The sequence below is a fragment of the Burkholderia sp. AU30280 genome (assembly GCF_020420125.1).
GTDB lineage: Bacteria > Pseudomonadota > Gammaproteobacteria > Burkholderiales > Burkholderiaceae > Burkholderia.
Genome location: NZ_JAIZRY010000004.1, coordinates 192,870 through 215,477, shown reverse-complemented (window position 1 = coordinate 215,477; position 22,608 = coordinate 192,870). Strand labels below are relative to the sequence as shown.

General features: G+C 67.4%; 16 protein-coding genes. 9 read left to right on the top strand and 7 right to left on the bottom strand.

The genetic code is table 11. The annotated features are described in order from the left end of the window. Window positions 1-161: 161 nt before the first annotated feature. On the bottom strand, window positions 162-902 hold the full coding sequence (gene rpsB, locus LGN17_RS11195) for a 30S ribosomal protein S2 (protein ID WP_006483818.1): 741 nt from the start codon (window positions 900-902) through the stop codon (window positions 162-164). Window positions 903-1,279: 377 nt separating this feature from the next. Here rpsB and map point away from each other — a divergent pair, with 377 nt between their 5' ends. The 3 genes from map to LGN17_RS11180 are packed head-to-tail and all read left to right on the top strand — an operon-like array spanning window position 1,280 to window position 6,767. Beyond that, window positions 1,280-2,095 carry a type I methionyl aminopeptidase gene (gene map, locus LGN17_RS11190; RefSeq protein WP_021159103.1) on the top strand — a complete coding sequence of 272 codons (816 nt, stop codon included), beginning with the start codon at window positions 1,280-1,282 and terminating at the stop codon, window positions 2,093-2,095. A gap of 45 nt (window positions 2,096-2,140) precedes the next feature. Continuing rightward, entirely contained in the window at window positions 2,141-4,717 is a 2,577-nt protein-coding gene (locus tag LGN17_RS11185) for a [protein-PII] uridylyltransferase (protein ID WP_226196766.1), read from the top strand. Window positions 4,718-4,733: 16 nt separating this feature from the next. Further along, a complete protein-coding gene (locus tag LGN17_RS11180; protein ID WP_226196764.1) occupies window positions 4,734-6,767 on the top strand; it encodes a pseudouridine synthase in 2,034 nt (677 codons plus the stop codon). Between the two features lie 101 nt (window positions 6,768-6,868). Here the strand turns inward: LGN17_RS11180 and def are convergent, their stop codons facing one another. From def to LGN17_RS11155, 5 genes are all read right to left on the bottom strand, one after another. After that, the gene (gene def, locus LGN17_RS11175) at window positions 6,869-7,402 is read right to left on the bottom strand and encodes a peptide deformylase (protein WP_226196762.1); all 534 of its coding nucleotides are present in this window, start codon (window positions 7,400-7,402) and stop codon (window positions 6,869-6,871) included. Beyond that, window positions 7,399-9,474: an NAD-dependent DNA ligase LigA gene (ligA, locus tag LGN17_RS11170; RefSeq protein ID WP_226196760.1), complete on the bottom strand. Its 2,076-nt coding sequence runs from the start codon at window positions 9,472-9,474 to the stop codon at window positions 7,399-7,401. Before ligA ends, def begins: the two co-directional genes overlap by 4 nt. Window positions 9,475-9,640: 166 nt before the next feature. Then, window positions 9,641-10,915, bottom strand: coding sequence for a cell division protein ZipA C-terminal FtsZ-binding domain-containing protein (locus LGN17_RS11165; protein WP_226196758.1), 1,275 nt, complete (start codon window positions 10,913-10,915; stop codon window positions 9,641-9,643). An 85-nt stretch (window positions 10,916-11,000) separates the two neighbouring features. Further along, a complete protein-coding gene (gene smc, locus LGN17_RS11160) occupies window positions 11,001-14,513 on the bottom strand; it encodes a chromosome segregation protein SMC (protein ID WP_226196756.1) in 3,513 nt (1,170 codons plus the stop codon). Window positions 14,514-14,652: 139 nt separating this feature from the next. After that, window positions 14,653-15,594 carry a DMT family transporter gene (locus tag LGN17_RS11155; RefSeq protein WP_175953691.1) on the bottom strand — a complete coding sequence of 314 codons (942 nt, stop codon included), beginning with the start codon at window positions 15,592-15,594 and terminating at the stop codon, window positions 14,653-14,655. Window positions 15,595-15,753: 159 nt separating this feature from the next. On the opposite strand from LGN17_RS11155, the gene dapC reads away from it, so the two are divergent. From dapC to cls, 6 genes are all read left to right on the top strand, one after another. Then, complete coding sequence (dapC, locus tag LGN17_RS11150; protein ID WP_226196754.1) at window positions 15,754-16,986, top strand: succinyldiaminopimelate transaminase; 1,233 nt, start codon at window positions 15,754-15,756, stop codon at window positions 16,984-16,986. 43 nt (window positions 16,987-17,029) lie between these two features. Continuing rightward, window positions 17,030-17,857: a 2,3,4,5-tetrahydropyridine-2,6-dicarboxylate N-succinyltransferase gene (gene dapD / locus LGN17_RS11145; RefSeq protein WP_014896723.1), complete on the top strand. Its 828-nt coding sequence runs from the start codon at window positions 17,030-17,032 to the stop codon at window positions 17,855-17,857. Further along, complete coding sequence (locus tag LGN17_RS11140) at window positions 17,857-18,225, top strand: ArsC family reductase (RefSeq protein WP_011352471.1); 369 nt, start codon at window positions 17,857-17,859, stop codon at window positions 18,223-18,225. Before dapD ends, LGN17_RS11140 begins: the two co-directional genes overlap by 1 nt. 97 nt (window positions 18,226-18,322) lie before the next feature. Then, window positions 18,323-19,462 carry a succinyl-diaminopimelate desuccinylase gene (dapE, locus tag LGN17_RS11135; RefSeq protein ID WP_226196752.1) on the top strand — a complete coding sequence of 380 codons (1,140 nt, stop codon included), beginning with the start codon at window positions 18,323-18,325 and terminating at the stop codon, window positions 19,460-19,462. An 11-nt stretch (window positions 19,463-19,473) separates the two neighbouring features. After that, entirely contained in the window at window positions 19,474-20,382 is a 909-nt protein-coding gene (gene prmB / locus LGN17_RS11130; RefSeq protein WP_226196750.1) for a 50S ribosomal protein L3 N(5)-glutamine methyltransferase, read from the top strand. Window positions 20,383-20,490: 108 nt separating this feature from the next. Beyond that, the gene (gene cls, locus LGN17_RS11125; protein ID WP_226196748.1) at window positions 20,491-21,939 is read left to right on the top strand and encodes a cardiolipin synthase; all 1,449 of its coding nucleotides are present in this window, start codon (window positions 20,491-20,493) and stop codon (window positions 21,937-21,939) included. Window positions 21,940-22,002: 63 nt separating this feature from the next. Here cls and LGN17_RS11120 read toward each other — a convergent pair whose 3' ends face one another. Continuing rightward, window positions 22,003-22,482 carry a glutathione peroxidase gene (locus LGN17_RS11120; protein ID WP_226196746.1) on the bottom strand — a complete coding sequence of 160 codons (480 nt, stop codon included), beginning with the start codon at window positions 22,480-22,482 and terminating at the stop codon, window positions 22,003-22,005. Between the last annotated feature and the right edge of the window lie 126 nt (window positions 22,483-22,608).

Below are 22,608 nucleotides of genomic sequence, written 5' to 3'. Positions count from 1 at the left end.
ATTCGCTCCTTGAGTCTGTATTCACAACGCCGCCCGCTTGGACGCGAACGGCCGAGATTCGTTTCCGGACCCGCGCCGATTCGGCGCGATCAGGTCCGGCGCACAAGCTTAAAAAAAGGGGGCCTGTTGAGAGCCCCCTTTTTGCGCCGGCTCGGGGCCAGTTACGCGTTTTCCTCGACGTACTCGTCGTCGCCGCGAGCAGCCTGGACCACTTCGTTGACCGCGTTCGCACGGCCTTCGAGGATCGCGTCGGCCACGCCTTCAGCGTACAGCGCAACTGCCTTGCTCGAGTCGTCGTTACCCGGGATCACGTAATCCACGCCTTCCGGCGAGTGGTTCGTATCGACCACGGCGATGACCGGCACGCCCAGCTTGTTCGCTTCGGTCACGGCAATCTTGTGGTAGCCGACGTCGACGACGAAGATTGCGTCCGGAATGCCGCCCATGTCCTTCACGCCGCCGATCGACTTCTGCAGCTTCGCGATTTCGCGTTCGAACAGCAGCGCTTCCTTCTTGCTCATCTTCTCGAGCTCGCCTGCCTCGACTGCCGCTTCCATGTCCTTCAGGCGCTTGATCGAAACCTTCAGCGTCTTGAAGTTGGTCATCATGCCGCCGAGCCAGCGTGCGTTGACGTACGGCATGCCTGCGCGCTGCGCTTCCTGGGCGATCGTGTCACGCGATTGACGCTTCGTGCCGACGAACAGGATCGTGCCGCGGTTCGCTGCCAGCTGGCGCACGTACTTCTGTGCGTCCGTGAACATCGGCAGCGTCTTTTCGAGGTTGATGATGTGAATCTTGTTGCGGTGACCGAAAATGAACGGGGCCATCTTCGGGTTCCAGAAGCGCGTCTGGTGACCGAAGTGGACACCCGCTTCCAGCATTTGGCGCATCGTAACTGCCATGTAAATTCTCCACGAGGGTTGGGTCTTAAGCCGGCTGCCGTACCGCCGCGCGATCCCACCCCGAAGGGCGCGAATGCCGCGCGGCCGGCACCCTGGTTGCGCCGGCTTGCGATTCGACACGTGCGAAATGCGCGTGCCGCAAGCCTTTCACCGCCATGCCGCCCCAAAACGGGGCACATCGGCATTTGGATATCGACTTAGCCAAAGAGTATAGCACGCCGATTTGTCCGCTCTCAAGTCGCCCGCCACTTTCGCTTGCCGCGCGGCAGCCGGCCGGACAATCCGCGAAAACCCGCACCCGCACCGCCGGCAGGGGCTGCGACGCCTGCCAGAAGGTGCGATAATCCGTCAATTCACCGCATTCCAGGCATACCTCGATGGCTATTACGCTCAAAAACGAACACGATATCGCCGAGATGCGCGTCGCCTGCCGTCTCGCGAGCGAAGTGCTCGACTTCATCACGCCGCACGTTGTCGCGGGCATCACGACCGCCGAACTCGACCGCCTCTGCCACGAGTTCATGCTCAACGAACAGGGCACGATCCCCGCGCCGCTGAACTACCAGCCGCCCGGCTACCCGCCGTACCCGAAGGCCACCTGCATTTCGGTCAACGACGTGATCTGCCACGGCATTCCCGGCGAGAAGGTGATCAAGAACGGCGATGCGCTGAACATCGACATCACCGTGATCAAGAACGGCTACTTCGGCGACACGAGCCGCATGTTCATCGTCGGCGAGGGTTCGATCCTCGCGAAGCGCCTCGTGCAGACCACCTACGAATGCATGTGGCTCGGCATCGACCAGGTCAAGCCCGGCGCGCACCTCGGCGACATCGGCTACGCGATCCAGAAGCACGCCGAAGCGCAGGGCTACAGCGTCGTGCGTGAATACTGCGGCCACGGCATCGGCACGGTGTTCCATGAGGATCCGCAGGTCGTCCACTACGGCCGCCCGGGCACCGGCATCGAACTGAAGGCCGGGATGATCTTCACGATCGAGCCGATGATCAACGCCGGCAAGCGCGACATCCGCACGATGCCCGACCAGTGGACGGTCAAGACGCGCGACCGCAGCCTGTCGGCCCAGTGGGAGCACACGGTGCTCGTCACCGAAACCGGCTACGAAGTGCTGACCGTGTCGGCCGGCACGCCGGCGCGCCCCGTGTTCGCGCAACCGGCCGCCGCCGTCTGAGCGCCGTCGCGCCAGCCCGCCCCACCCGCACCTGAACGGCCGCCCATGAGCGCTCACGCTGCCCCCTCGCCCGAAGCGCTGTCGCGGCGCGCCGAATTCAAGGCCGCCAAGACGGAGATGCTCGAGCGCTTTCGCCGCGCGGCGAACGTCGCGTCGCTGATGCACGCGCTGTCGAAGCTCACCGACGAAGCGCTGAAGCGCGTGTGGGACGACTGCGGGCTGCCCGCGACGCTCGCCCTCGTCGCCGTCGGCGGCTACGGGCGCGGCGAGCTCGCGCCCTATTCCGACGTCGACATCCTGGTATTGCTGCCCGATGCGCACGACCCGGCGCTCGATGCACGCATCGAACGCTTCATCGGAATGGCGTGGGATCTCGGCCTCGAGATCGGCAGCAGCGTGCGCACGGTCGCGCAGTGCATCGAGGAGGCGTCGCAGGACGTCACCGTGCAGACCTCGCTGCTGGAAGCGCGCCGCATCGTTGGCAGCACCGCGCTGTTCGAACGCTTCACGGTGCGCTACCACGAGGCGCTCGACGCCCGCGCGTTCTTCACCGCGAAGGTGCTCGAGATGCGCCAGCGCCACGCGAAGTTCCAGGACACGCCGTACAGCCTCGAACCGAACGTGAAGGAAAGCCCCGGCGGGTTGCGCGACCTGCAGACGATCCTCTGGATCGCGCGCGCGGCCGGTTTCGGCAGCAGCTGGCGCGAACTCGACACGCGTGGCCTCATCACCGATCGCGAAGCGCGGGAGCTGCGCCGCAACGAAGGCTTCCTGAAGACGCTGCGCGCGCGGCTGCACGTGATCGCCGGCCGCCGCCAGGACATGCTCGTGTTCGACCTGCAGACGCAGGCTGCCGAGAGCTTCGGCTACCAGCCGACGCAGACCAAGCGCGCCAGCGAGCAACTGATGCGCCGCTACTACTGGGCCGCGAAAGCCGTCACGCAGCTCGCGACGATCCTGATCCAGAACATCGAGGCGCAGCTCTTCCCCGCGACGAGCGGCATCACGCGCGTGCTGTCGGCCGATCGCTTCGTCGAGAAACAGGGGATGCTCGAGATCGTCGACGACGGCGTGTTCGAACGCCACCCCGACGCGATCCTCGAAGCGTTCCTGTTGTACGAGACGACCCGCGGCGTGAAGGGGCTGTCCGCCCGCACGCTGCGCGCGCTGTACAACTCGCGCGAGATCATGAACAACACGTGGCGCCGCGATCCGCAGAATCGCGACATGTTCATGCGGATCCTTCAGCAACCCGAAGGGATCACGCACGCGTTCCGGTTGATGAACCAGACGAGCGTGCTCGGCCGCTACCTGCTGAACTTCCGCCGCATCGTCGGCCAGATGCAGCATGACCTGTACCACGTGTACACGGTCGACCAGCACATCCTGATGGTGTTGCGCAACATCCGCCGCTTCGCGGTGGCCGAGCACGCGCACGAATATCCGTTCTGCAGCCAGTTGATCGGCAACTTCGAGCGCCCGTGGGTACTGTATGTCGCGGCGCTGTTCCACGACATCGCGAAGGGCCGCGGCGGCGACCATTCGACGCTCGGGATGGCCGACGCACGGCGCTTCTGCCGCGAGCACGGTATCGCCAGCGACGACGCGGCGCTGATCGTGTGGCTCGTCCAGCATCACCTGACGATGAGCCAGGTCGCACAGAAGCAGGACACGAGCGACCCCGAAGTCATCAAGCGCTTCGCCGAAGTCGTCGGCAACGAACGGTACCTCACCGCGCTGTACCTGCTGACCGTCGCCGATATCCGCGGCACGAGCCCGAAGGTGTGGAACACGTGGAAGGGCAAGCTGCTCGAGGATCTGTACCGCATCACGCTCGCGGTGCTCGGCGGGGCCAACCCCGACGCGCATTCGGAGCTGAAGTCGCGGCAGGAGCAGGCGCTCGCGCTGCTTCGTCTCGAGACCGTGCCCGAGGACGCACATCGCGCGCTGTGGGATCAGCTCGACGTCGGCTTCTTCCTGCGTCACGACGCGGCCGACATCGCATGGCAGACACGCGTGCTGTACCGGCACGTGAATGCCGAAACCGCGATCGTCCGCGCGCGACCGTCGCCGATCGGCGATGCGCTGCAGGTCCTCGTGTACGTGAAGGATCGCCCCGACCTGTTCGCGGGCATCTGCGCGTATTTCGACCGCAACGGGCTGTCGGTGCTCGACGCACGGGTCAGCACGACGCGGCACGGCTATGCGCTCGACAACTTCATTGTCACGCAGACCGAAAGTGACGTGCGGTACCGCGACATCGCGAATCTCGTCGAACAACAGCTCGCGTCGCGGCTCACCGAAACCGCACCGCTGCCGGAGCCGTCCAAGGGCCGCCTGTCGAGGCTGTCCCGGACGTTTCCGATCACGCCGCGCGTCGACCTGCGGGCCGACGAGCGCGGCCAGTACTACATCCTGTCCGTGTCGGCCAACGACCGGCCGGGCCTTCTCTATTCGATCGCGCGCGTACTCGCCGAGCACCGGATCGGCGTCCACGCGGCGCGGATCAATACGCTCGGCGAACGCGTCGAGGACATCTTTCTGCTCGCGGGTGCCGGCCTGTCCGACAGCCGCCTGCAGATCCAGCTCGAAACCGAATTGCTGCGTGCGATCGCAGTCTGAATGAATTCCAGCGTTTATGCGCACCAAACTAACCGTCAAGAATCCGAAGCCGGCGTCGCCGACCCGCGCCCCTGTCCGCTCCGGCAGCCTCGTCGCCCGCAAGGCGGTGCGCCCTGCTGCGCCGCCCGCAGGGGACAAGCCGGCCCGACCGAAGAAGGCGGCCCCGGCCGCCGTCGGCGAGCGCACGTTCAAGCCGCGCGCTGCCGCGGGCGCCGAACGCCCGGGCGCGGATCGCGCACCGTCCAAGCGGGCGCCGCGTGACGGCGGTGCCGAACGCGGCACGCGTGCCCCTTATCGCGACAACGCATCCGGCGAAGGCGCGAAGCGCGGCTTTGGCGACCGTCGCACGTCGTCCGATCGCCCGCCCCGCCGCGATGACGATGCACGTCCGCGTCGTGCAGGTGCCGGTGAAGGCGGCGCACGCGCGCCGTATCGCGACAGCGCATCCGGCGAAGGCGCAAAGCGCAGCTTCGACGACCGTCGCACGTCGTCCGATCGCCCGCCCCGTCGTGATGACGATGCACGTCCGCGTCGCTCAGGCGCAGGTGAAGGCGGCGCACGCGCGCCGTATCGCGACAACGCATCCGGCGAAGGTGCGAAACGCAGCTTTGGCGACCGTCGTACGTCCTCGGATCGCCCGCCCCGCCGCGATGACGATGCACGCCCGCGTCGCGCAGGGGCCGGTGAAGGCGGCGCACGCGCGCCGTATCGCGACAACGCATCCGGCGAAGGTGCGAAACGCAGCTTTGGCGACCGTCGCACGTCCTCGGATCGCCCGCCCCGCCGCGATGACGATGCACGTCCGCGTCGTGCAAGTGCCGGCGAAGGTGGTGCTCGCGCACCCTATCGCGACAAGGCAGCCGGCGAAGGCGCAAAACGCAGCTTCGGCGACCGTCGCACATCCTCGGATCGCCCGCCCCGCCGCGATGACGATGCACGCCCGCGCCGCGCAGGTGCCGGTGAAGGCGGCGCACGCGCACCGTATCGCGACAACGCATCCGGCGAAGGCGCGAAACGCAGCTTTGGCGACCGTCGCACATCCTCGGATCGCCCGCCCCGCCGCGATGACGATGCACGCCCGCGCCGCACAAGTGCCGGCGAAGGCGGTGCTCGCGCCCCCTATCGCGACAAGGCAGCCGGCGAAGGCGCCAAGCGCAGCTTCGGCGACCGCCCTGCCCGTCCCGCCCGCGACGGCGAGCGTGGCAGCACCGAACGCCGCTCGTCCGGCACGGGGATGAAGACCGCGAAACCCGTCAAGAAGCCGGCCACCGACATCGACTACGGTGACGAATCGGGCCTGATGCGCCTGTCGAAACGGATGTCCGAGCTCGGCATGTGCTCGCGCCGCGAAGCCGACGAATGGATCGAAAAGGGCTGGGTTCTCGTCGACGGCGAACGCATCGACACGCTCGGCACCAAGGTACGCGCCGACCAGAAGATCGAGATCGACGAGCGGGCCAGCGCCGCGCAGGCCGCGCAAATGACGATCCTGCTGCACAAGCCGGTCGGTTACGTGTCGGGCCAGGCGGAAGACGGCTACGAGCCCGCGGCCGTGCTGATCACGCGCGCGAACCGCTGGAGCGGCGACCATTCGCCGGTGCGCTTCTCGCCGCAGCACCTGCACGCGCTCGCACCGGCCGGCCGCCTGGACATCGATTCGACCGGCCTGCTCGTGCTGACGCAGAACGGCGTGATCGCGAAGCAGTTGATCGGCGAGCAGTCGGATATCGACAAGGAATACCTGGTGCGCGTGCGCTTCGGCGAGCGGCTCATCGACATCGACCAGCACTTCCCCGCGGAATCGCTCGCGAAGCTGCGCCACGGCCTCGAGCTCGACGGCGTCGCGCTGAAGCCCGCGATGGTGAGCTGGCAGAACGGCGAGCAGTTGCGCTTCGTGCTGCGCGAAGGCAAGAAGCGCCAGATCCGCCGCATGTGCGAACTGGTGGGCCTCGACGTGATCGGCCTGAAGCGCGTGCGCATGGGTCGCGTGATGCTCGGCGCGCTGCCGCAGGGTCAATGGCGCTATCTGTCGGCTGACGAGACGTTCTGACCGCGGGCGCACACACGTGCGCCACGCAATGAAAAAGCCCGCGTAAGCGGGCTTTTTCGTTTCCTGCGAGAAACCGGGCAAGCGCCGGGCAAGCCGGCGGATCAGTCGTCGGAAGCCGGATCGAGCCCCGGAAACAGCACTTCCGTGAAGCCGAAGCGCGTGAAGTCGGTGATCCGCATCGGATACAGCTTACCGATCAGGTGATCGTATTCGTGCTGGACGACGCGTGCGTGAAAACCGTCGGCAACGCGATCGATCTTCTCGCCGAACTGGTCGAAGCCGCTGTAGCGCACCTTCGCATAGCGGCTGACGACGCCCCGCATGCCCGGTACCGACAGGCAACCTTCCCAGCCCTCTTCCATGTCCGGCGGCATGTATTCGACCTTCGGGTTGATCAGCACGGTCTCGGGTACCGGCGGCGCGTCCGGGTAGCGGTTGTTGTTACCGAAGCCGAAGATGATGATCTGCAGCCCGACGCCGATCTGCGGCGCGGCCAGGCCGGCACCGTTCGCATGGTGCATCGTCTCGAACATGTCCGCGACGATCTCGTGCAGTTCGGGGGTATCGAACCGCTCGACCGGCTTGGCGATTTCGAGCAGGCGCGGATCGCCCATCTTCAGGATCTCGCGAATCATGGCGTATTGCCCTCCAGGAGTTGGTGCAGACCGTCTTCGTCCAGCACGGGGATGCCGAGCTCCTCGGCCTTCGCGAGCTTGCTGCCGGCTTCGGCGCCCGCGACCACGTAATCCGTCTTCTTCGATACCGAACCGGCCACTTTCGCGCCGGCCGCTTCGAGCATTTCCTTCGCGGCATCGCGCGTGAGCGTCGGCAACGTGCCCGTCAGCACGACCGTCTTGCCGGCCAGCACACCCTGCGGCGCCTTCGGCGCGGGCGGCCCTTCCGGCCACGTCACCTTGCCCGGCGCTCGCAATTGCTCGATCACGGTCCGGTTGTGCTCTTCCGCGAAGAACTGATGCAGCGACTCGGCGACGATCGGCCCGACGTCGTTGACTTCGAGCAGCTCTTCGATCGATGCATCCATGATCGGCGTCAGCGAGCCGAAATGCTTCGCGAGATCCTTCGCGGTCGATTCGCCCACGTGACGGATACCGAGCCCGTAGATGAAGCGCGCGAGCGTCGTATGCTTCGCCTTCTCGAGCGAGTCGAGCAGATTTTGCGCCGACTTCTCGGCGAAACGGTCGAGCTCGGCGAGCGTCGCGAAGCCGAGATTGAACAGGTCGGCCGGCGTGCGCACGAGATTCAGCTCGACGAGCTGGTCGATGATCTTCTCGCCGAGCCCGTCGATGTCGAGCGCGCGGCGCTGCGCGAAGTGCCACAGCGCCTGCTTGCGCTGCGCCGGGCAGAACAGGCCGCCCGTGCAGCGCGCGATCGCCTCGTCCGGCAGGCGCTCGATCTTCGAGCCGCACACGGGGCATTCGGTCGGCATCACGAATTCGACCGCATCGGCCGGGCGCCGGTCGAGCAGCGCGCCGACCACCTCGGGGATCACGTCGCCCGCGCGGCGCACGATCACGGTATCGCCGATCCGGATGTCCTTGCGGCGCACTTCGTCCTCGTTGTGCAGCGTCGCGTTGGTGACGGTCGCGCCGCCGACGAACACGGGCTCGAGGCGCGCGACCGGCGTGATCGCGCCCGTCCGGCCGACCTGCACGTCGATCGCGACGAGCCTGGTCAGCGCTTCCTGCGCGGGAAACTTGTGCGCGAGCGCGAAGCGCGGCGCGCGCGACACGAAGCCCAGGCGCTCCTGCTCGTCGCGCCGGTTGACCTTGTAGACGACGCCGTCGATGTCGTACGGCAGCGACTCGCGCTTCTCGCCGATCTTGCGGAAAAAGTCGAGCAAGCCTTCGGCGCCGTGCACGACCGCGCGCTCCCGGTTCACGGGCAGGCCGAGCGACTCGTACCAGTCGAGCAGCGCGCTGTGTGTGTCGGGCATCGGCATCCCGTCGAGCACGCCGATCCCGTACGCGAAGAACGACAGCGGGCGCTGCGCGGTGATCTTCGAGTCGAGCTGGCGCAGGCTGCCGGCCGCCGCGTTGCGCGGGTTCGCGAATTCGCGCTGCTCGGCCGCGCGCTGGCGTTCGTTCAGGCGTGCGAAATCGCGCTTGAACATCAGCACCTCGCCACGCACATCGAGCACGGCCGGCACGTTCGTGCCCTTCAGCTTCAGCGGAATCGAGCGGATCGTGCGCACGTTCTCGGTCACGTCCTCGCCCGTCGTCCCGTCACCGCGCGTCGACGCCTGCACGAATACGCCCTGCTCGTAACGCAGCGAGATCGCGAGACCGTCGAACTTCAGTTCGCATGCGTATTCGACGGGCTCCGTTACCGAGCCGGCGAGATCGGTCGTCTTGTCGAGCGCGTCGGCGACACGCTTGTCGAATGCGACGATATCCTCGTCGGCGAAGCCGTTGTTGAGCGACAGCATCGGCGCGTCATGGACGACCGGCGTGAAGCCGCCGGCCGCCTCGCCACCGACGCGCTGCGTCGGCGAATCGGGCGTCACGAGTTCGGGATGGTCGGTTTCGAGCTGCTGCAGTTCGCGGAACAGCCGGTCGTATTCGGCGTCGGGCAGATCCGGCTGGTCGAGCACGTAGTAGGCGTAGTTCGCCCGCTCGAGTTGATCGCGCAGCCACGCGGCGCGCGCGTCGGGCTGGCTGGCTGGCGGTTCGGCTTGGGTTCGGGCCATGCTGGCGGCAGATTCGTTCTGAGAAAATCGGATGCCCGATTATCTCAGTTTGCCGCCGTGGCGGGGCGTGCAATGCGCGCCCGACGCGCGTGCTGCAGCGCAAACGGCAAGGTGTGCGCCGCAGCGACGAACGGCGGCGCCGACGCCCGCCGTCCGCGCGTTCGCGTTACTGGCTGAAGAGTCGGCGCGTGACCGGCGAACCGGCCGGAATGCCGGCTTCCTCGAGCTTCGCGTACAGCTTCATCAGCTGCTGCTCGATCGCCAGCAGCGTCGACTCCGGCAACGGCCGGCGCGAATCGTCGACCACGCGCGCGCCGATCCGTTCTGACAGCGATTTCGCGTAATCGCACATCAGCCGGAACGGCAGGATGTCCTCTTCGGCAACCGGCACGTCGAGCACCAGCGTGATCATGTTGCCGCCCTTGTACGTGAGGTCGTCACGCAGGAAGTTCGTGTCGCCGAACTGCAGCATGAACACGGGGTTCTGCTTCGCGTCGAGCTTCACGAAACGCGTGCCGTCGCGCGACAGCAACAGCCCGTCCTGCGATGCAACCGCCTGCACGTAGTTCGCCGACCACGGCGCGCCGTCCGACATCACGTTGATCGACAGTTGCGCGTCGCATTGCGCGGCAAACGCGTCGAGCTCGCGCGCCATCGCGACCGTTTCCATCATGTCCGGGAATTCGGGCGCGCCGTCGATCGCGTCGGCGAACTGCTGGACGCCCGTCACGAATTCGGAGAACTCGAGCTCGTTCAGCGCGCCGCTGCGGTTCGCGAGTTGCGCGGCCGCACGCAGTTCCTCGTAGCGCACGCCGTTCTGCAGCAACTCCCACTGGCCGCCTTCCGGCTTGCCTTCGATGTGCACCGGCTTGCTGCCCGCGCGGCGCAGCCGCTGCGCGGCCGGCAGGATCTTGTCGCCCGGCAGCGACCCGCCGAGGCGGATCGGCACGATGCAGTCGATCCGGCGGTCGACGATCGCCGGCGGCGCCGACGAGATCGTCGTTGCGGCCGGCAGCACGGGTTCGGCCGGCTCGGCCGGTTCGGCATGCGTTTCGTGCGCGGAGGCCGGTGCGGCTTCTTCGCCGGCAACCGGCTCGACCGATTCGGCCGGTGTATCGACGCCGGTCGCCTCGGCCTGCAGATCGGCCGGCATGTCGGCCGGCGCTGCGCCGCCGAACGTCGGCTCGACGCGCGCGACTTCGGCCGGCGTGGCGGCCGCCGAAGCCGGTGCCGTGGGCTCGCGCCGCACCGGCTGACGCACCGGCTCGATGAACGGCAGTTCTTCCTCGCGTTCGGGGCGGTTCATCGCCTCGACCGCTTCCTCCGGCATCGGGCGCGGCATCCTGCGCCGCACCTTCGCGCCCTGCCATGCGTTGTAGACCACGACGCCGCCCACCACGACGGCGCCCGCGCCGATCAAACCGAGTGTCAACTCGTCCATGCACGCTCCATCAGCAATTCTTGTTCGTCGGAACCGCGAACGGGCGCCCATGCGCCGCGCGAACGCGGTCCGGTTTCGTCAAACGTCAATTCTGGGCAAAACCCGCGGCGGTTTCCATGTCCACCGCGACGATCCGCGACACGCCCTGCTCCTGCATCGTCACGCCGATCAGCTGCTGCGCCATTTCCATCGCGATCTTGTTGTGCGAGATGAACAGGAACTGCGTCTTGTCGGACATCGCGCGCACGAGATTCGCGAAACGCTCCGTGTTCGCGTCGTCGAGCGGCGCGTCGACCTCGTCGAGCAGACAGAACGGCGCCGGGTTCAGCTGGAACATCGCGAACACCAGCGCGGTCGCGGTCAGCGCCTTCTCGCCGCCCGACAGCAGGTGGATCGTTGCGTTCTTCTTGCCGGGCGGCTGCGCCATCACCTGCACGCCGGCGTCGAGAATTTCGTCGCCCGTCATGATCAGCTTCGCCTGACCGCCGCCGAACAGGCGCGGGAACAGGTCGCTGAAGTGACGGTTGACCTCGTCGAAGGTGCCCTGCAGCAGCGTGCGGGTTTCCTGGTCGATCTTGTGGATCGCATCCTCGAGCGTCGTGATCGCGTCGATCAGGTCGGCCGACTGCGCATCGAGGAACACCTTGCGCTCGCTCGCGGCCTTCAACTCGTCGAGCGCGGCCATGTTCACCGGGCCGAGCGCGTTGATCGCGTTGTTCAGGCGCGTGACCTCGCCCTGCAGGTACGACGGCTTCAGATCCGGCGTCAGCTTCTCGCTCAGCGCGGCCTCGTCGACCTCGGCCGTCGCGAGCTGCTCGGCGAACTGCTCGACCGACAGGCGCGCGGCCTGCTCCTTCAACTGCAATTCGGTGATGCGGTCGCGCAGCGGCTGCAGCGAGCGCTCGGCGACAAGCCGCTGCTCGTCCGACGCGCGCAGTTTTGCAGTCAGGTCGTCGAGTTCGATCCGTGCGGCCTGCAGCGCCTCTTCCTTCACCGCACGAATCTCGAGCGCGTCCTGCAGGCCCGTGTGCGCGGTCTGCTCGTTGATCGTCTCGAGCTCGGCGCGGGCGTCTTCCAGCGATCCGGCAACACGCTCGCTCTGCTCGTGCGCGACCTGGATGCTGCGCTTGAGCTCGTCGATCCGGGTCACCGCGTTGCGCGCGGCGAAGCGCGCATCGTTCGCGCCGCGCTCCAGATCGCGCGCTTCCTGACGCGCCTGCGTCAGCGATTCGTCGAGCGCTTCGAACGCGAGCTGGTTGTCCTCGAAGCGCGCCTGCAGTTCCGCGAGTTCGCCGTCGAAACGCTCGAAATTCGCTTCCGACTCCGCGCGCATCGCGCGCTGCTCTTCGATCTGCGCGCCGATTTCCTCGAGTTCCTCGCGGATCTGCGTGCTGCGCTGCGTGTAACGTTCGTGCGCCTGTGCGAGCTTCAGCACGTCCATCTGCAGCGCGTGCACGCGCTGCGTCGCACGCTCGGCCTGCGCTCGCACGTCGCCGAGCGCCTGCGTGGCCTGCGTGTGCGCGGCTTCCGCACGCACGGCTGCCGTGCGCGCCTCGTCGGCGAGCAGCGCCTGTGCGCGCACCTGGCGCGTCAGGTTTTCGATTTCCTGCTGACGGGCCAGCATCCCGGCCTGCTCCGAATCGGCCGCATACAGCTGCACGCCGACGCGCGTGACGATATGGCCGGCCTTGACGACGAACGCGCCGCCTGCCGGCAGCTGCGCGCGCGTCGCGAGCGCCTGCGCGACGTCGTCGGCGACGTACACGCTGCCGAGCCAGTCGTTCAGCACCGCGCGGATGCCCGCATCGTCGATGCGCACGAGCGACAGCACCGGACGCAGGCCGGCCACGGCCGCGGGCGGTTCGCCGGCCGCAGGCGGTGCGTAGAACGCAAGCTTCGCGGGCGGTGCGTCGGTGGCAAAAGCCTTCACCCAGTCGAGATTCGACACTTCGAGCGCGGCGAGGCGCTCGCGCAGCACGGCTTCGAGCGCGGCTTCCCAGCCCGCTTCGACATGCAGCTTCTTCCACAAACGCGGCAGCGCGCCGAGCTCGTGCTTGTCGAGCCACGGCTGCACCTTGCCTTCGGTCTGCACGTTTTCCTGCAACTGCTTCAGCGCGGCGAGACGCGCCTCGAGCTGGTGGATCTGCGCGGCTTCGGCCTGCACGCGCTCCTGCGCGGCACGCCGTTCGCCGTCGAGGCGCGGCACCGTTTCCTGCGCGTCGGCGAGACGCGCCTGCGCTTCGGCCAGGATCTCTTCCTGCTCGGCGAGCTGCATGCGCAGTTCTTCGAGCTGGGCTTCGTCCGGCGCGTCGAGCCCGCCCGCTTCGCTCTTCAGGCGCTCATGGCGCTGCTGAAGCTGCTGGAGCTGCTGGTCGGCGTTGCGCTGGTGCGCGGCTTCGAGCTTCAGCGACTGTTCGGTCTGCGCGATCCGCGCGCGCTCGTCGTTGAGCTGCGCCTGCGCGTCGCGCCACTTCGCCTCGAGCGCCGGCAGCGCGTCGTGTTTCGCGGCCGCGTTGTCTTCGGCGAGCGCGGCCTTCTCGTCGGCCATCGCGCGCGCTTCCTCGGCTTCCTCGAGCTCGTCCTGCGCCTTCTCGGCCTGCGCGCGCCATTGCTCGCGTTGCGCATTGAGCGCGGCGATCTGCGCCTGCACGCGATTGCGCGATTCGACGATGAACTTGATCTCGGCTTCGAGGCGGCTCACCTCGGCGTTCGCCTCGTAGAGCGAACCCTGCGCGCCCTGCATCGCGTCGCTTGCCGAGTAATGCGCGACGCGCAGCGTCTCGAGCTGCGCCTCGACCTCGCGCAGCTTCGCCGTTTGCGCTTCGAGGTCGATCTGCGCCTGCTCGATCGCACGCTGCTGCTTCTGCTGTTCGCCGGCGGCCTCGTTCTTGCGCAGCAGCCACAACAGGCGCTGCTTCTCCTCGCCGTCGGCGACGAGTTCCTTGTACTTGGTGGCGACGACGGCCTGTGCCTCGAGCTTCTCGAGGTTCGCGCCGAGTTCGCGGACGATGTCCTCGACACGCGTCAGGTTCTCGCGCGTGTCGTGCAGGCGGTTCTCGGTTTCGCGGCGGCGTTCCTTGTACTTCGACACGCCCGCGGCTTCCTCGAGGAACACGCGCAGCTCTTCCGGCTTCGCCTCGATGATCCGCGCGATCATGCCCTGCCCGATGATCGCGTACGCACGCGGCCCGAGGCCGGTGCCGAGGAAGATGTCCTGGATGTCGCGGCGGCGCGCCGGCAGGTTGTTGATGTAGTAACTCGACGTGCCGTCGCGCGTGAGCACGCGCTTCACGGCGATCTCGCCGTACTGGCCCCACTGGCCGGCCGCGCGGCCGTCGGAGTTGTCGAAGATCAGTTCGACACTGGCCCGGCTGCCGGGCTTGCGGGCGGTCGAGCCGTTGAAGATCACGTCCTGCATCGACTCGCCGCGCAGCTCGGAAGCGCGCGACTCGCCGAGCACCCAGCGCACGGCGTCGATGATGTTGGACTTGCCGCACCCGTTCGGGCCCACCACGCCGACAAGCTGGCCCGGAACCTGGAAATGCGTGGGATCGACAAAGGATTTGAAGCCAGCGAGTTTGATCGAGCTCAGACGCACGGCGGTATCGGATGTGAAGAAGGTGTGAAACGGACGGAGCCGCACTGCGCGAGGCCGGACGGCCCATGCGCGCGATGCGCCCCGGAATTCAAAAGCGGGGCCGCGCGCATCCAGCGTTGGGCCCCGCAAACGGCTTCCATCATACCATCGCGCGTGCACCGTCCCGACCGTCGCCGGGTTTGTCCGGTGCAGGCGCGGCGCGATGGACCCGGCTCGACAGCAGCGTCGCCAGCACGATGCACGCTCCGCCCGCCCACTCGCGCGCGCTCGGCAGCTCGTTCGCGAACACCCATGCCGACAGCGCGGTGATCACGATCTCGAACAGCATGATGATCGACGCACGGTTCGCCGGCACGCGCGCCAGCCCGTATTGCACGAGCAGGTTGTTCGACGCCATCGTCACGCCGATCGCGACGATAATCAGCGCGGCCGTGCCGAGCTGGCCGCCCGCTGGCGCCGCCGGTATCCCCTCGAACAGCGACGCGATCGCGCCGAACACGGCCGCGCCGCCGAACAGCGTCGCGGTGCGCATCTCGGCGCGCATCTCCGGCAACTCGCGGCTCGCCTTGATCACGAGCACGTTGCTCATCGCGAAGCTCAACCCGGCCGCGAGACCGGCCCATTCGGCCGGGGTGGCCGGCAGCGGCAGGCCGAGCTTCGGCGACCACAGCATCAGCATCGCACCGCCGATCGACAGCGCCGCGAGCCCTGCGCCGGCCCAGGTCAGCCGCTCGCGCAGCAGGAAGTGCGCGTAGATCGCGGTCCACGCGGGGGTCAGGTAGAACAGCAGCATCACGCGCAGCACTTCGCCGTGGATCGTGCCCCACACGAACCCGAGGTTCGTCACGCCGGCCGTCACCGCGATGCCGGGCAGCACCCAGTGCCAGCGCAGCGTCGAGATCGTGCGGTGCCGCGCGAATATCACGAACAGGAAGGCGACGAGGCTCGTCAGCGCGCTCGCCAGCGTGCCCGTCACGCCCAGCGACGCCAGGATCCGCAGCGGATACCAGATCAGGCCCCATACCGATGCGCCGATCAGGATGGCCAGCGTCGGCAGGCTGCCGCGTACCGCGTTATTCATTTGGTTCAATACCCTTTATCCGACTGGCCCGGCCGCCGTTCCGGCGGGCCGCGACCGCATTCCGTCACGCTATAATCGTGTGTTGCGACCCGCGCGCCATCGGCGCCCGTTCGCAGCCGCGCGGCGCGCCCGCCGCTTCTTTCGCTCCAACCGGCCGCGATGGCCGCTTCGCCCGTGAACCCTCGACTCGACTCGCTCCAGCCCTATCCCTTCGAAAAGCTGCGCGCCCTGTTCAAGGACGTGACGCCCTCCGGCGCCCTCAAACCGATCAGCTTCGGCATCGGCGAGCCCAAACATGCGACTCCCGCGCTGATCCGCGACGCCGTGGTGGCCGCGCTCGACGGTCTCGCATCGTACCCGGCCACTGCCGGCTCGGACGCGCTGCGCACGTCGATCGCGCACTGGCTCGAGCGCCGCTACGGGCTTCCGGCCATCGATCCGGCGACGCAGGTGCTGCCCGTGTCGGGGTCCCGCGAAGCACTGTTCTCGCTTGCGCAGACGGTGATCGACGCACGCCCGTCCGAACGGGGCGAGAAAGCGATCGTACTCTGTCCGAATCCTTTCTATCAAATTTACGAAGGCGCGGCGCTGCTGGCCGGTGCCGAACCCTATTTCGCGAACAGCGACCCGGCCCGCAACTTCGCGTGCGACTACGCGTCCGTGCCCGACGAAGTCTGGGCGCGCACGCAATTGCTGTATGTCTGCTCGCCGGGCAACCCGACGGGCGCCGTGCTGACGCTCGACGATTGGCGCGAGCTGTTCGCGCTGTCCGACCGCCACGGTTTCGTGATCGCATCCGACGAGTGCTATTCGGAGATCTATTTCGACGAAGCGGCGCCGCCGCTCGGCGGCCTCGAGGCCGCGCACCGCCTCGGCCGCGGCTTCGAGCGACTCGTGATGCTGTCGAGCCTGTCGAAGCGCTCGAACGTGCCGGGCATGCGCTCGGGCTTCGTCGCCGGCGACGCGGCGCTGCTGAAGAAATTCCTGCTGTACCGCACGTATCACGGCGCGGCGCTGTCGCCGGTCTGGCAGCACGCGAGCATCGCCGCGTGGAACGACGAGGCGCACGTGCGCGAGAACCGCGCGCTGTACCTGCAGAAGTTCAATACCGTCACGCCGATGCTGGCCGACGTGATCGACGTGAAGCTGCCGGACGCGGCGTTCTACCTGTGGGCCAACGTGTCGCGCACCGGGCTGTCGGACACCGAGTTCGCCCGCCAACTGTACGCCGACTATAATGTGACGGTTCTGCCCGGCTCGTACCTGGCGCGCGATGCGCACGGCACGAATCCGGGCCGCGATTTCATCCGGATCGCGCTCGTCGCGGGCACCCCCGAATGCGTCGAGGGCGCGCAACGCATCGTCGATTTCTGCCGGTCTCTCGCGCGGTAATCGTCCATCCGATCAATTCCATCCATCTCCTGCGAAAACGAACATGTCGCAACAACTTCAGCAAATCATCGATACCGCCTGGGACAACCGCGCCGAGCTGTCGCCGAAGGCCGCACCGGCCGACGTCCGCGAAGCCGTCGCGCACGCGATCGAGCAGCTCGACAAAGGCGCGCTGCGCGTTGCCGAGAAGATCGACGGCAACTGGACCGTGCACCAGTGGCTGAAGAAGGCCGTGCTGCTGTCGTTCCGCCTGGAGGACAACGCACCGATGCCCGCGGGCGGCTACTCGCAGTTCTACGACAAGGTGCCGTCGAAGTTCGCGAACTACACCGCTGAAGATTTCGCCGCAGGCGGCTTCCGCGTCGTCCCGCCGGCCATCGCGCGCCGCGGCTCGTTCATCGCGAAGAACGTCGTGCTGATGCCGTCGTACACCAACATCGGCGCGTACGTCGACGAAGGCACGATGGTCGACACCTGGGCAACGGTCGGTTCGTGCGCGCAGATCGGCAAGAACGTGCACCTGTCGGGCGGCGTCGGCATCGGCGGCGTGCTCGAGCCGCTGCAGGCGAACCCGGTCATCATCGAAGACAACTGCTTCATCGGCGCGCGCTCGGAAGTCGTCGAAGGCGTGATCGTCGAGGAAAACTCGGTGATCTCGATGGGCGTCTACCTCGGCCAGAGCACCAAGATCTACGATCGCGAAACGGGCGAAGTCAGCTACGGCCGCATCCCGGCCGGCTCGGTCGTCGTCGCGGGCAACCTGCCGTCGAAGGACGGCTCGCACAGCCTGTACTGCGCGGTAATCGTCAAGAAGGTCGACGCCAAGACGCGCGCGAAGGTCGGCCTGAACGAGCTGCTGCGAGGCGACTGATGGCAAAGCCGCACACCGTGGTCGTCTACGGCATTCCGAACTGCGACACCGTGAAGAAGGCCCGCGTGTGGCTCGACGATCACGGCGTCGAATTCGAGTTTCACGACTTCAAGAAGCTCGGTGTCAGCGCACCGCTCGTCGAGGACTGGCTGAAGGACGTGTCGCTCGACGCGCTCGTCAACAAGCGCGGCACGACGTGGCGCGGCCTGGACGACGCGATGAAGGCGGCCGCCGAAACGAAGGCCGGCGCGGTCGCGCTGATGATCCACAAGCCGTCGGTCATCAAGCGCCCCGTGCTGGTGGTCAACGGCCGTGTGAAATCGCTCGGCTTCGCCGCCGATCAATACGCGGCGCTGTTTGCCGCATAGGGCTGCCCGCGCTGCGCGGCGCCCGTTCGCGCAGCGCACGACGTCTCATCGCTGCCGGCCACCGCGCCGGCATTTTTTATCGAAAGTGGTCCGAACCATGTCCGCCACCCTAGCCCTTACCGAACAGCTGATCGCCCGCGCGTCCGTGACGCCCGACGACCAGCACTGCCAGCAGATCATGATCGAGCGCCTCGCCGCGCTCGGCTTCGAATGCGAGACCATCTCGTCGCACGGCGTGACCAACCTGTGGGCCGTCAAGCGCGGCACCGACGGCCGCGACGGCAAGCTGCTCGCGTTCGCGGGCCACACCGACGTCGTGCCGACCGGCCCGCTCGAGCAGTGGAGCTCGCCGCCGTTCATCCCCGCCCATCGCGACGGCAAGCTGTACGGCCGCGGCGCGGCCGACATGAAGACGTCGCTCGCGGCGTTCGTCGTCGCGTCCGAGGAATTCGTCGCGGCCCATCCCGGCCACCGCGGCGCGATCGCGTTCCTGATCACGAGCGACGAGGAAGGCCCCGCCACCGACGGCACCGTGAAGGTCGTCGAGCTGCTCGAAGCACGCGGCGAACGCATGGACTACTGCATCGTCGGCGAGCCGACGTCGACCACCGAGCTCGGCGACGTCGTCAAGAACGGCCGCCGCGGCTCGATGTCGGGCGAACTCGTCGTCAAGGGCGTACAGGGCCACATCGCGTACCCGCACCTCGCGAAGAACCCGATCCACCTGCTCGCGCCGGCGCTCGCGGAGCTCGCCGCCGAGCAGTGGGACGCAGGCAACGAGTACTTCCCGCCGACCACCTGGCAGGTGTCGAACCTGCACGCCGGTACCGGCGCGACCAACGTGATTCCCGGCCACGCCGACCTGCTGTTCAACTTCCGCTTCTCGACCGCGAGCACGGTCGAGGGCCTGCAGGCGCGCGTGCACGCGATCCTCGACAAGCACGGCCTCGAATACACGCTGAAATGGTCGGTAAGCGGCCTGCCGTTCCTCACGCCGCGCGGCGAGCTGTCGGGCGCGCTGGAAAACGCGATCCGCACCGAGACCGGCATCACGACCGAACTGTCGACGACGGGCGGCACGTCGGACGGCCGTTTCATCGCGCGCATCTGCCCGCAGGTGATCGAGTTCGGCCCGCCGAACGGCAGCATCCACAAGATCGACGAGCACATCGAAGTGCGCTTCGTCGACCCGCTGAAGAACGTGTACCGCCGCGTGCTCGAACAACTGATCGCCTGATGGAGCCTCGCATGACGACACCTTTTGCCACTGTTCGCGACCTGCTTCGCTACGCGGTCACGCGCTTCTCGAAAGCGAAGCTCGCGTTCGGCCACGGCTCCGACAATGCGTACGACGAAGCAGCCTACCTCGTGCTGCGCACGCTCGACCTGCCGCTCGACACGCTCGAGCCGTTCCTCGACGCGCGGCTGCTGCCCGACGAAATCGCGGCCGTGCTCGCGGTGATCGAACGGCGCGCGACCGACCGCGTGCCGGCCGCCTACCTCACGCATGAAGCGTGGATGCACGGCCACCGCTTCTACGTCGACGAACGTGTGATCGTGCCGCGCTCGTTCATCGGCGAGCTGCTCGACGACGGGCTGCAGCCGTACGTCGCCGATCCCGAGCAGGTCGGCGCGGTGCTCGAGCTGTGCACGGGCTCCGGCTGCCTCGCGATCCTCGCGGCGAGCGCGTTCCCGAACGCCGAGATCGATGCGGTCGACCTGTCCGACAAGGCACTCGAAGTCGCCGAGATCAACGTGCGCGACTACGGCCTCGAAGACCGCATCGCACTGCATCGCGGCGACCTCTACGCGCCGCTTCCCGCGTTCCGCACCGACCCGGGCTCTCGCTATGACGTGATCCTGACGAACCCGCCGTACGTGAACGCATCGTCGATGGCCGCGCTGCCGCCCGAGTACCGGCACGAGCCGGAGATGGCGCTCGCGGGTGGCGATGACGGGATGGACATCGTGCGACGCATCGTCGCCGAGGCCCATCGCTGGCTGCACGACGACGGCGTGCTCGTCGTCGAGATCGGCAACGAGCGCGAAAACGTCGAAGCCGCGTTCGGTGGCCTCGAACTCACGTGGCTGCCCACCAGCGCGGGCGACGACGCCGTATTCCTGATCCAGGCGTCGGACCTGCCGCGCAAGGGCTGAACCTGTCCGGCTTGCCCACCGTGCGGTGCACCGTTGCGCCGCACGGTTGGGTAAGATGCGCGTAGGCGGCCGCCCGGCCGCGCGACCTCAGGAGTCCGTCACGCGCCCATGACCCTCGACTGGCTACATCTCGGCACCCTGATCCTGACCATCCACGTGCTCGGGATCGTCGCGGCGTGCCACGCGATCATGAATACGCGTACGTCGCAAGGCGCGATCGCGTGGGCCGTCTCGCTCGCCGCGATGCCGTACCTGACGCTCGTTCCGTACCTGTTCCTCGGCCGCAGCAAGTTCTCCGGCTACGTCGACGCACGGCGCCACGAGCTGGAATTGTTGCGCACGCACACACCGCGCTCGCCATGGCTCAGCACCGACGCGGCAGACGCGACCGACGGGCCGGCCGCCGACGCGCTCGGCCAGGCCGCCGTGCTCGCGCTCACGCGGCTCGGCGGCATGCCGTTCCTCGGCGGCAACTCGGTACGCACGCTCGTGAACGGCGACGCGACGTTCTCGGCGATCCTGGCGGCCATCGACGCCGCGCGTGACTACGTGGTGGTGCAGTTCTTCATCGTGCGCGACGATGCGCTCGGCCGGATGCTGCGCGACTCGCTGCTCGCGCGTGCGGCAGCCGGCGTGCGCTGCTGCCTGCTGTACGACAGCATCGGCAGCTTCGACCTGCCGCACAGCTACGTCGACATGCTGCGCCAGGGTGGCGTCGAAGTGCATCCGTTCGCGACCAACCGGAAGTTCGTCAACCGTTTCCAGCTCAACTTCCGCAACCATCGCAAGATCGTCGTCGTCGACGGCAATCGCGCGTTCGTCGGCGGCCACAACGTCGGCGTCGAGTATCTCGGCGCGAAGCCGCGCCTGTCGCCGTGGCGCGACACGCACATCGAGATCCGCGGCCCGGTGGTCGCGAGCATCCAGTACGTGTTCGCCGAAGACTGGCACTGGGCGACGCAGAAACTGCCGCCCCTCGCGCTGCCGCCGCCCGCGCAGCCCGGCGACAACATGCATTGCCTCGCGGTGCCGATGGGGCCGGCCGACAAGCAGGAGACAGGCTCGCTGTTCTTCGTCGAGGCGATCAACGCCGCGCGCGAGCGGGTCTGGATCACCACGCCGTACCTCGTCCCCGACGAAGCCGTGATCTCCGCGTTGAAGCTCGCCGTGATGCGCGGCGTCGACGTGCGCATCCTGATCCCGAGCCGGCGCGATCACTACGTGGTGTTCGAAGCGTCGAAGCTGTATGCACGCGACCTGGTCGATGCGGGCGTCAAGGTGTTCCGCTACCGGCCCGGCTTCCTGCACCAGAAGGTCGTGCTGATCGACCGCATCGCGGCGGCGATCGGCAGCGCGAATCTCGACAACCGCTCGTTCCGCCTCAATTTCGAGATCATGGTGCTGACCGTCGACCGCACGTTCGCCGATGAGGTCGAGACGATGCTGGATGCCGATTTCGCGCAGGCGTACGAGGTCGATGCGAACGAATACCGCCGGTCGCCCGCCTGGCGGCGCATCGCGATGCACGTCGCGCGGCTGTTCGCACCGATCCTCTGACGGCCGGGACGGTGGCGGCGCCCGTGCGATCCGCACCGGCGCCGCGAACGCCGCCGGCAGCCGTCACAGCAGCTTGTCGATATCCGCGGCGATTTCGTCGGGCTTGGTCGACGGCGCGTAGCGCTTGAAGATGCGCCCTTCGCGATCGATCAGGAATTTCGTGAAATTCCACTTGATCGCCTTGAGGCCGAGGATGCCGGGCGCCTCGTCGGTCAGGTAGCGGTACAGCGGATGCGCATGGTCGCCCTTCACGTCGATCTTCGCGAACATCGGGAAGGTGACGCCGTAATTGCGCTCGCAGAACGCGCCGATCTGCGCGGCGTCGCCGGGCTCCTGCTTGCCGAACTGGTTGCACGGAAAGCCGAGCACATAGAAGCCGCGTGCCGCGTACTGGTCGTACAGCTTCTGCAGCCCCGCGTACTGCGGCGTGAAACCACACTCGCTCGCGGTGTTGACGATCAGCAGCACCTTGCCGCGATACGCGTCGAGCGAGGCCGGCGCGCCGGCGAGCGTCTCTGCGCTGAACGAATACAGGGTGGACATCGGGCACTCCTCTTACGAAACCAGATCGACGTGAAGTCTAGGCGAAATTGCCCCGTTGCGGCATCCGCCGAACGGCCAATGCCCGGCGCGAGCGGCGCGCAGTCTAGAATAGCGGTTTTGGCCAGT

What these genes read in the sequence shown, in the direction of transcription:
- dapC (WP_226196754.1), top strand. Translation starts at nt 15,754, where the DNA reads ATGGCCGCTTCGCCCGTGAACCCTCGACTCGACTCGCTCCAGCCCTAT.
- dapD (WP_014896723.1), top strand. Translation starts at nt 17,030, where the DNA reads ATGTCGCAACAACTTCAGCAAATCATCGATACCGCCTGGGACAACCGC.
- rpsB (WP_006483818.1), bottom strand. Translation starts at nt 902, where the DNA reads ATGGCAGTTACGATGCGCCAAATGCTGGAAGCGGGTGTCCACTTCGGT.
- LGN17_RS11185 (WP_226196766.1), top strand. Translation starts at nt 2,141, where the DNA reads ATGAGCGCTCACGCTGCCCCCTCGCCCGAAGCGCTGTCGCGGCGCGCC.
- LGN17_RS11140 (WP_011352471.1), top strand. Translation starts at nt 17,857, where the DNA reads ATGGCAAAGCCGCACACCGTGGTCGTCTACGGCATTCCGAACTGCGAC.
- LGN17_RS11120 (WP_226196746.1), bottom strand. Translation starts at nt 22,482, where the DNA reads ATGTCCACCCTGTATTCGTTCAGCGCAGAGACGCTCGCCGGCGCGCCG.
- LGN17_RS11155 (WP_175953691.1), bottom strand. Translation starts at nt 15,594, where the DNA reads ATGAATAACGCGGTACGCGGCAGCCTGCCGACGCTGGCCATCCTGATC.
- LGN17_RS11180 (WP_226196764.1), top strand. Translation starts at nt 4,734, where the DNA reads ATGCGCACCAAACTAACCGTCAAGAATCCGAAGCCGGCGTCGCCGACC.
- dapE (WP_226196752.1), top strand. Translation starts at nt 18,323, where the DNA reads ATGTCCGCCACCCTAGCCCTTACCGAACAGCTGATCGCCCGCGCGTCC.
- map (WP_021159103.1), top strand. Translation starts at nt 1,280, where the DNA reads ATGGCTATTACGCTCAAAAACGAACACGATATCGCCGAGATGCGCGTC.
- LGN17_RS11165 (WP_226196758.1), bottom strand. Translation starts at nt 10,915, where the DNA reads ATGGACGAGTTGACACTCGGTTTGATCGGCGCGGGCGCCGTCGTGGTG.
- cls (WP_226196748.1), top strand. Translation starts at nt 20,491, where the DNA reads ATGACCCTCGACTGGCTACATCTCGGCACCCTGATCCTGACCATCCAC.
- prmB (WP_226196750.1), top strand. Translation starts at nt 19,474, where the DNA reads ATGACGACACCTTTTGCCACTGTTCGCGACCTGCTTCGCTACGCGGTC.
- def (WP_226196762.1), bottom strand. Translation starts at nt 7,402, where the DNA reads ATGATTCGCGAGATCCTGAAGATGGGCGATCCGCGCCTGCTCGAAATC.
- ligA (WP_226196760.1), bottom strand. Translation starts at nt 9,474, where the DNA reads ATGGCCCGAACCCAAGCCGAACCGCCAGCCAGCCAGCCCGACGCGCGC.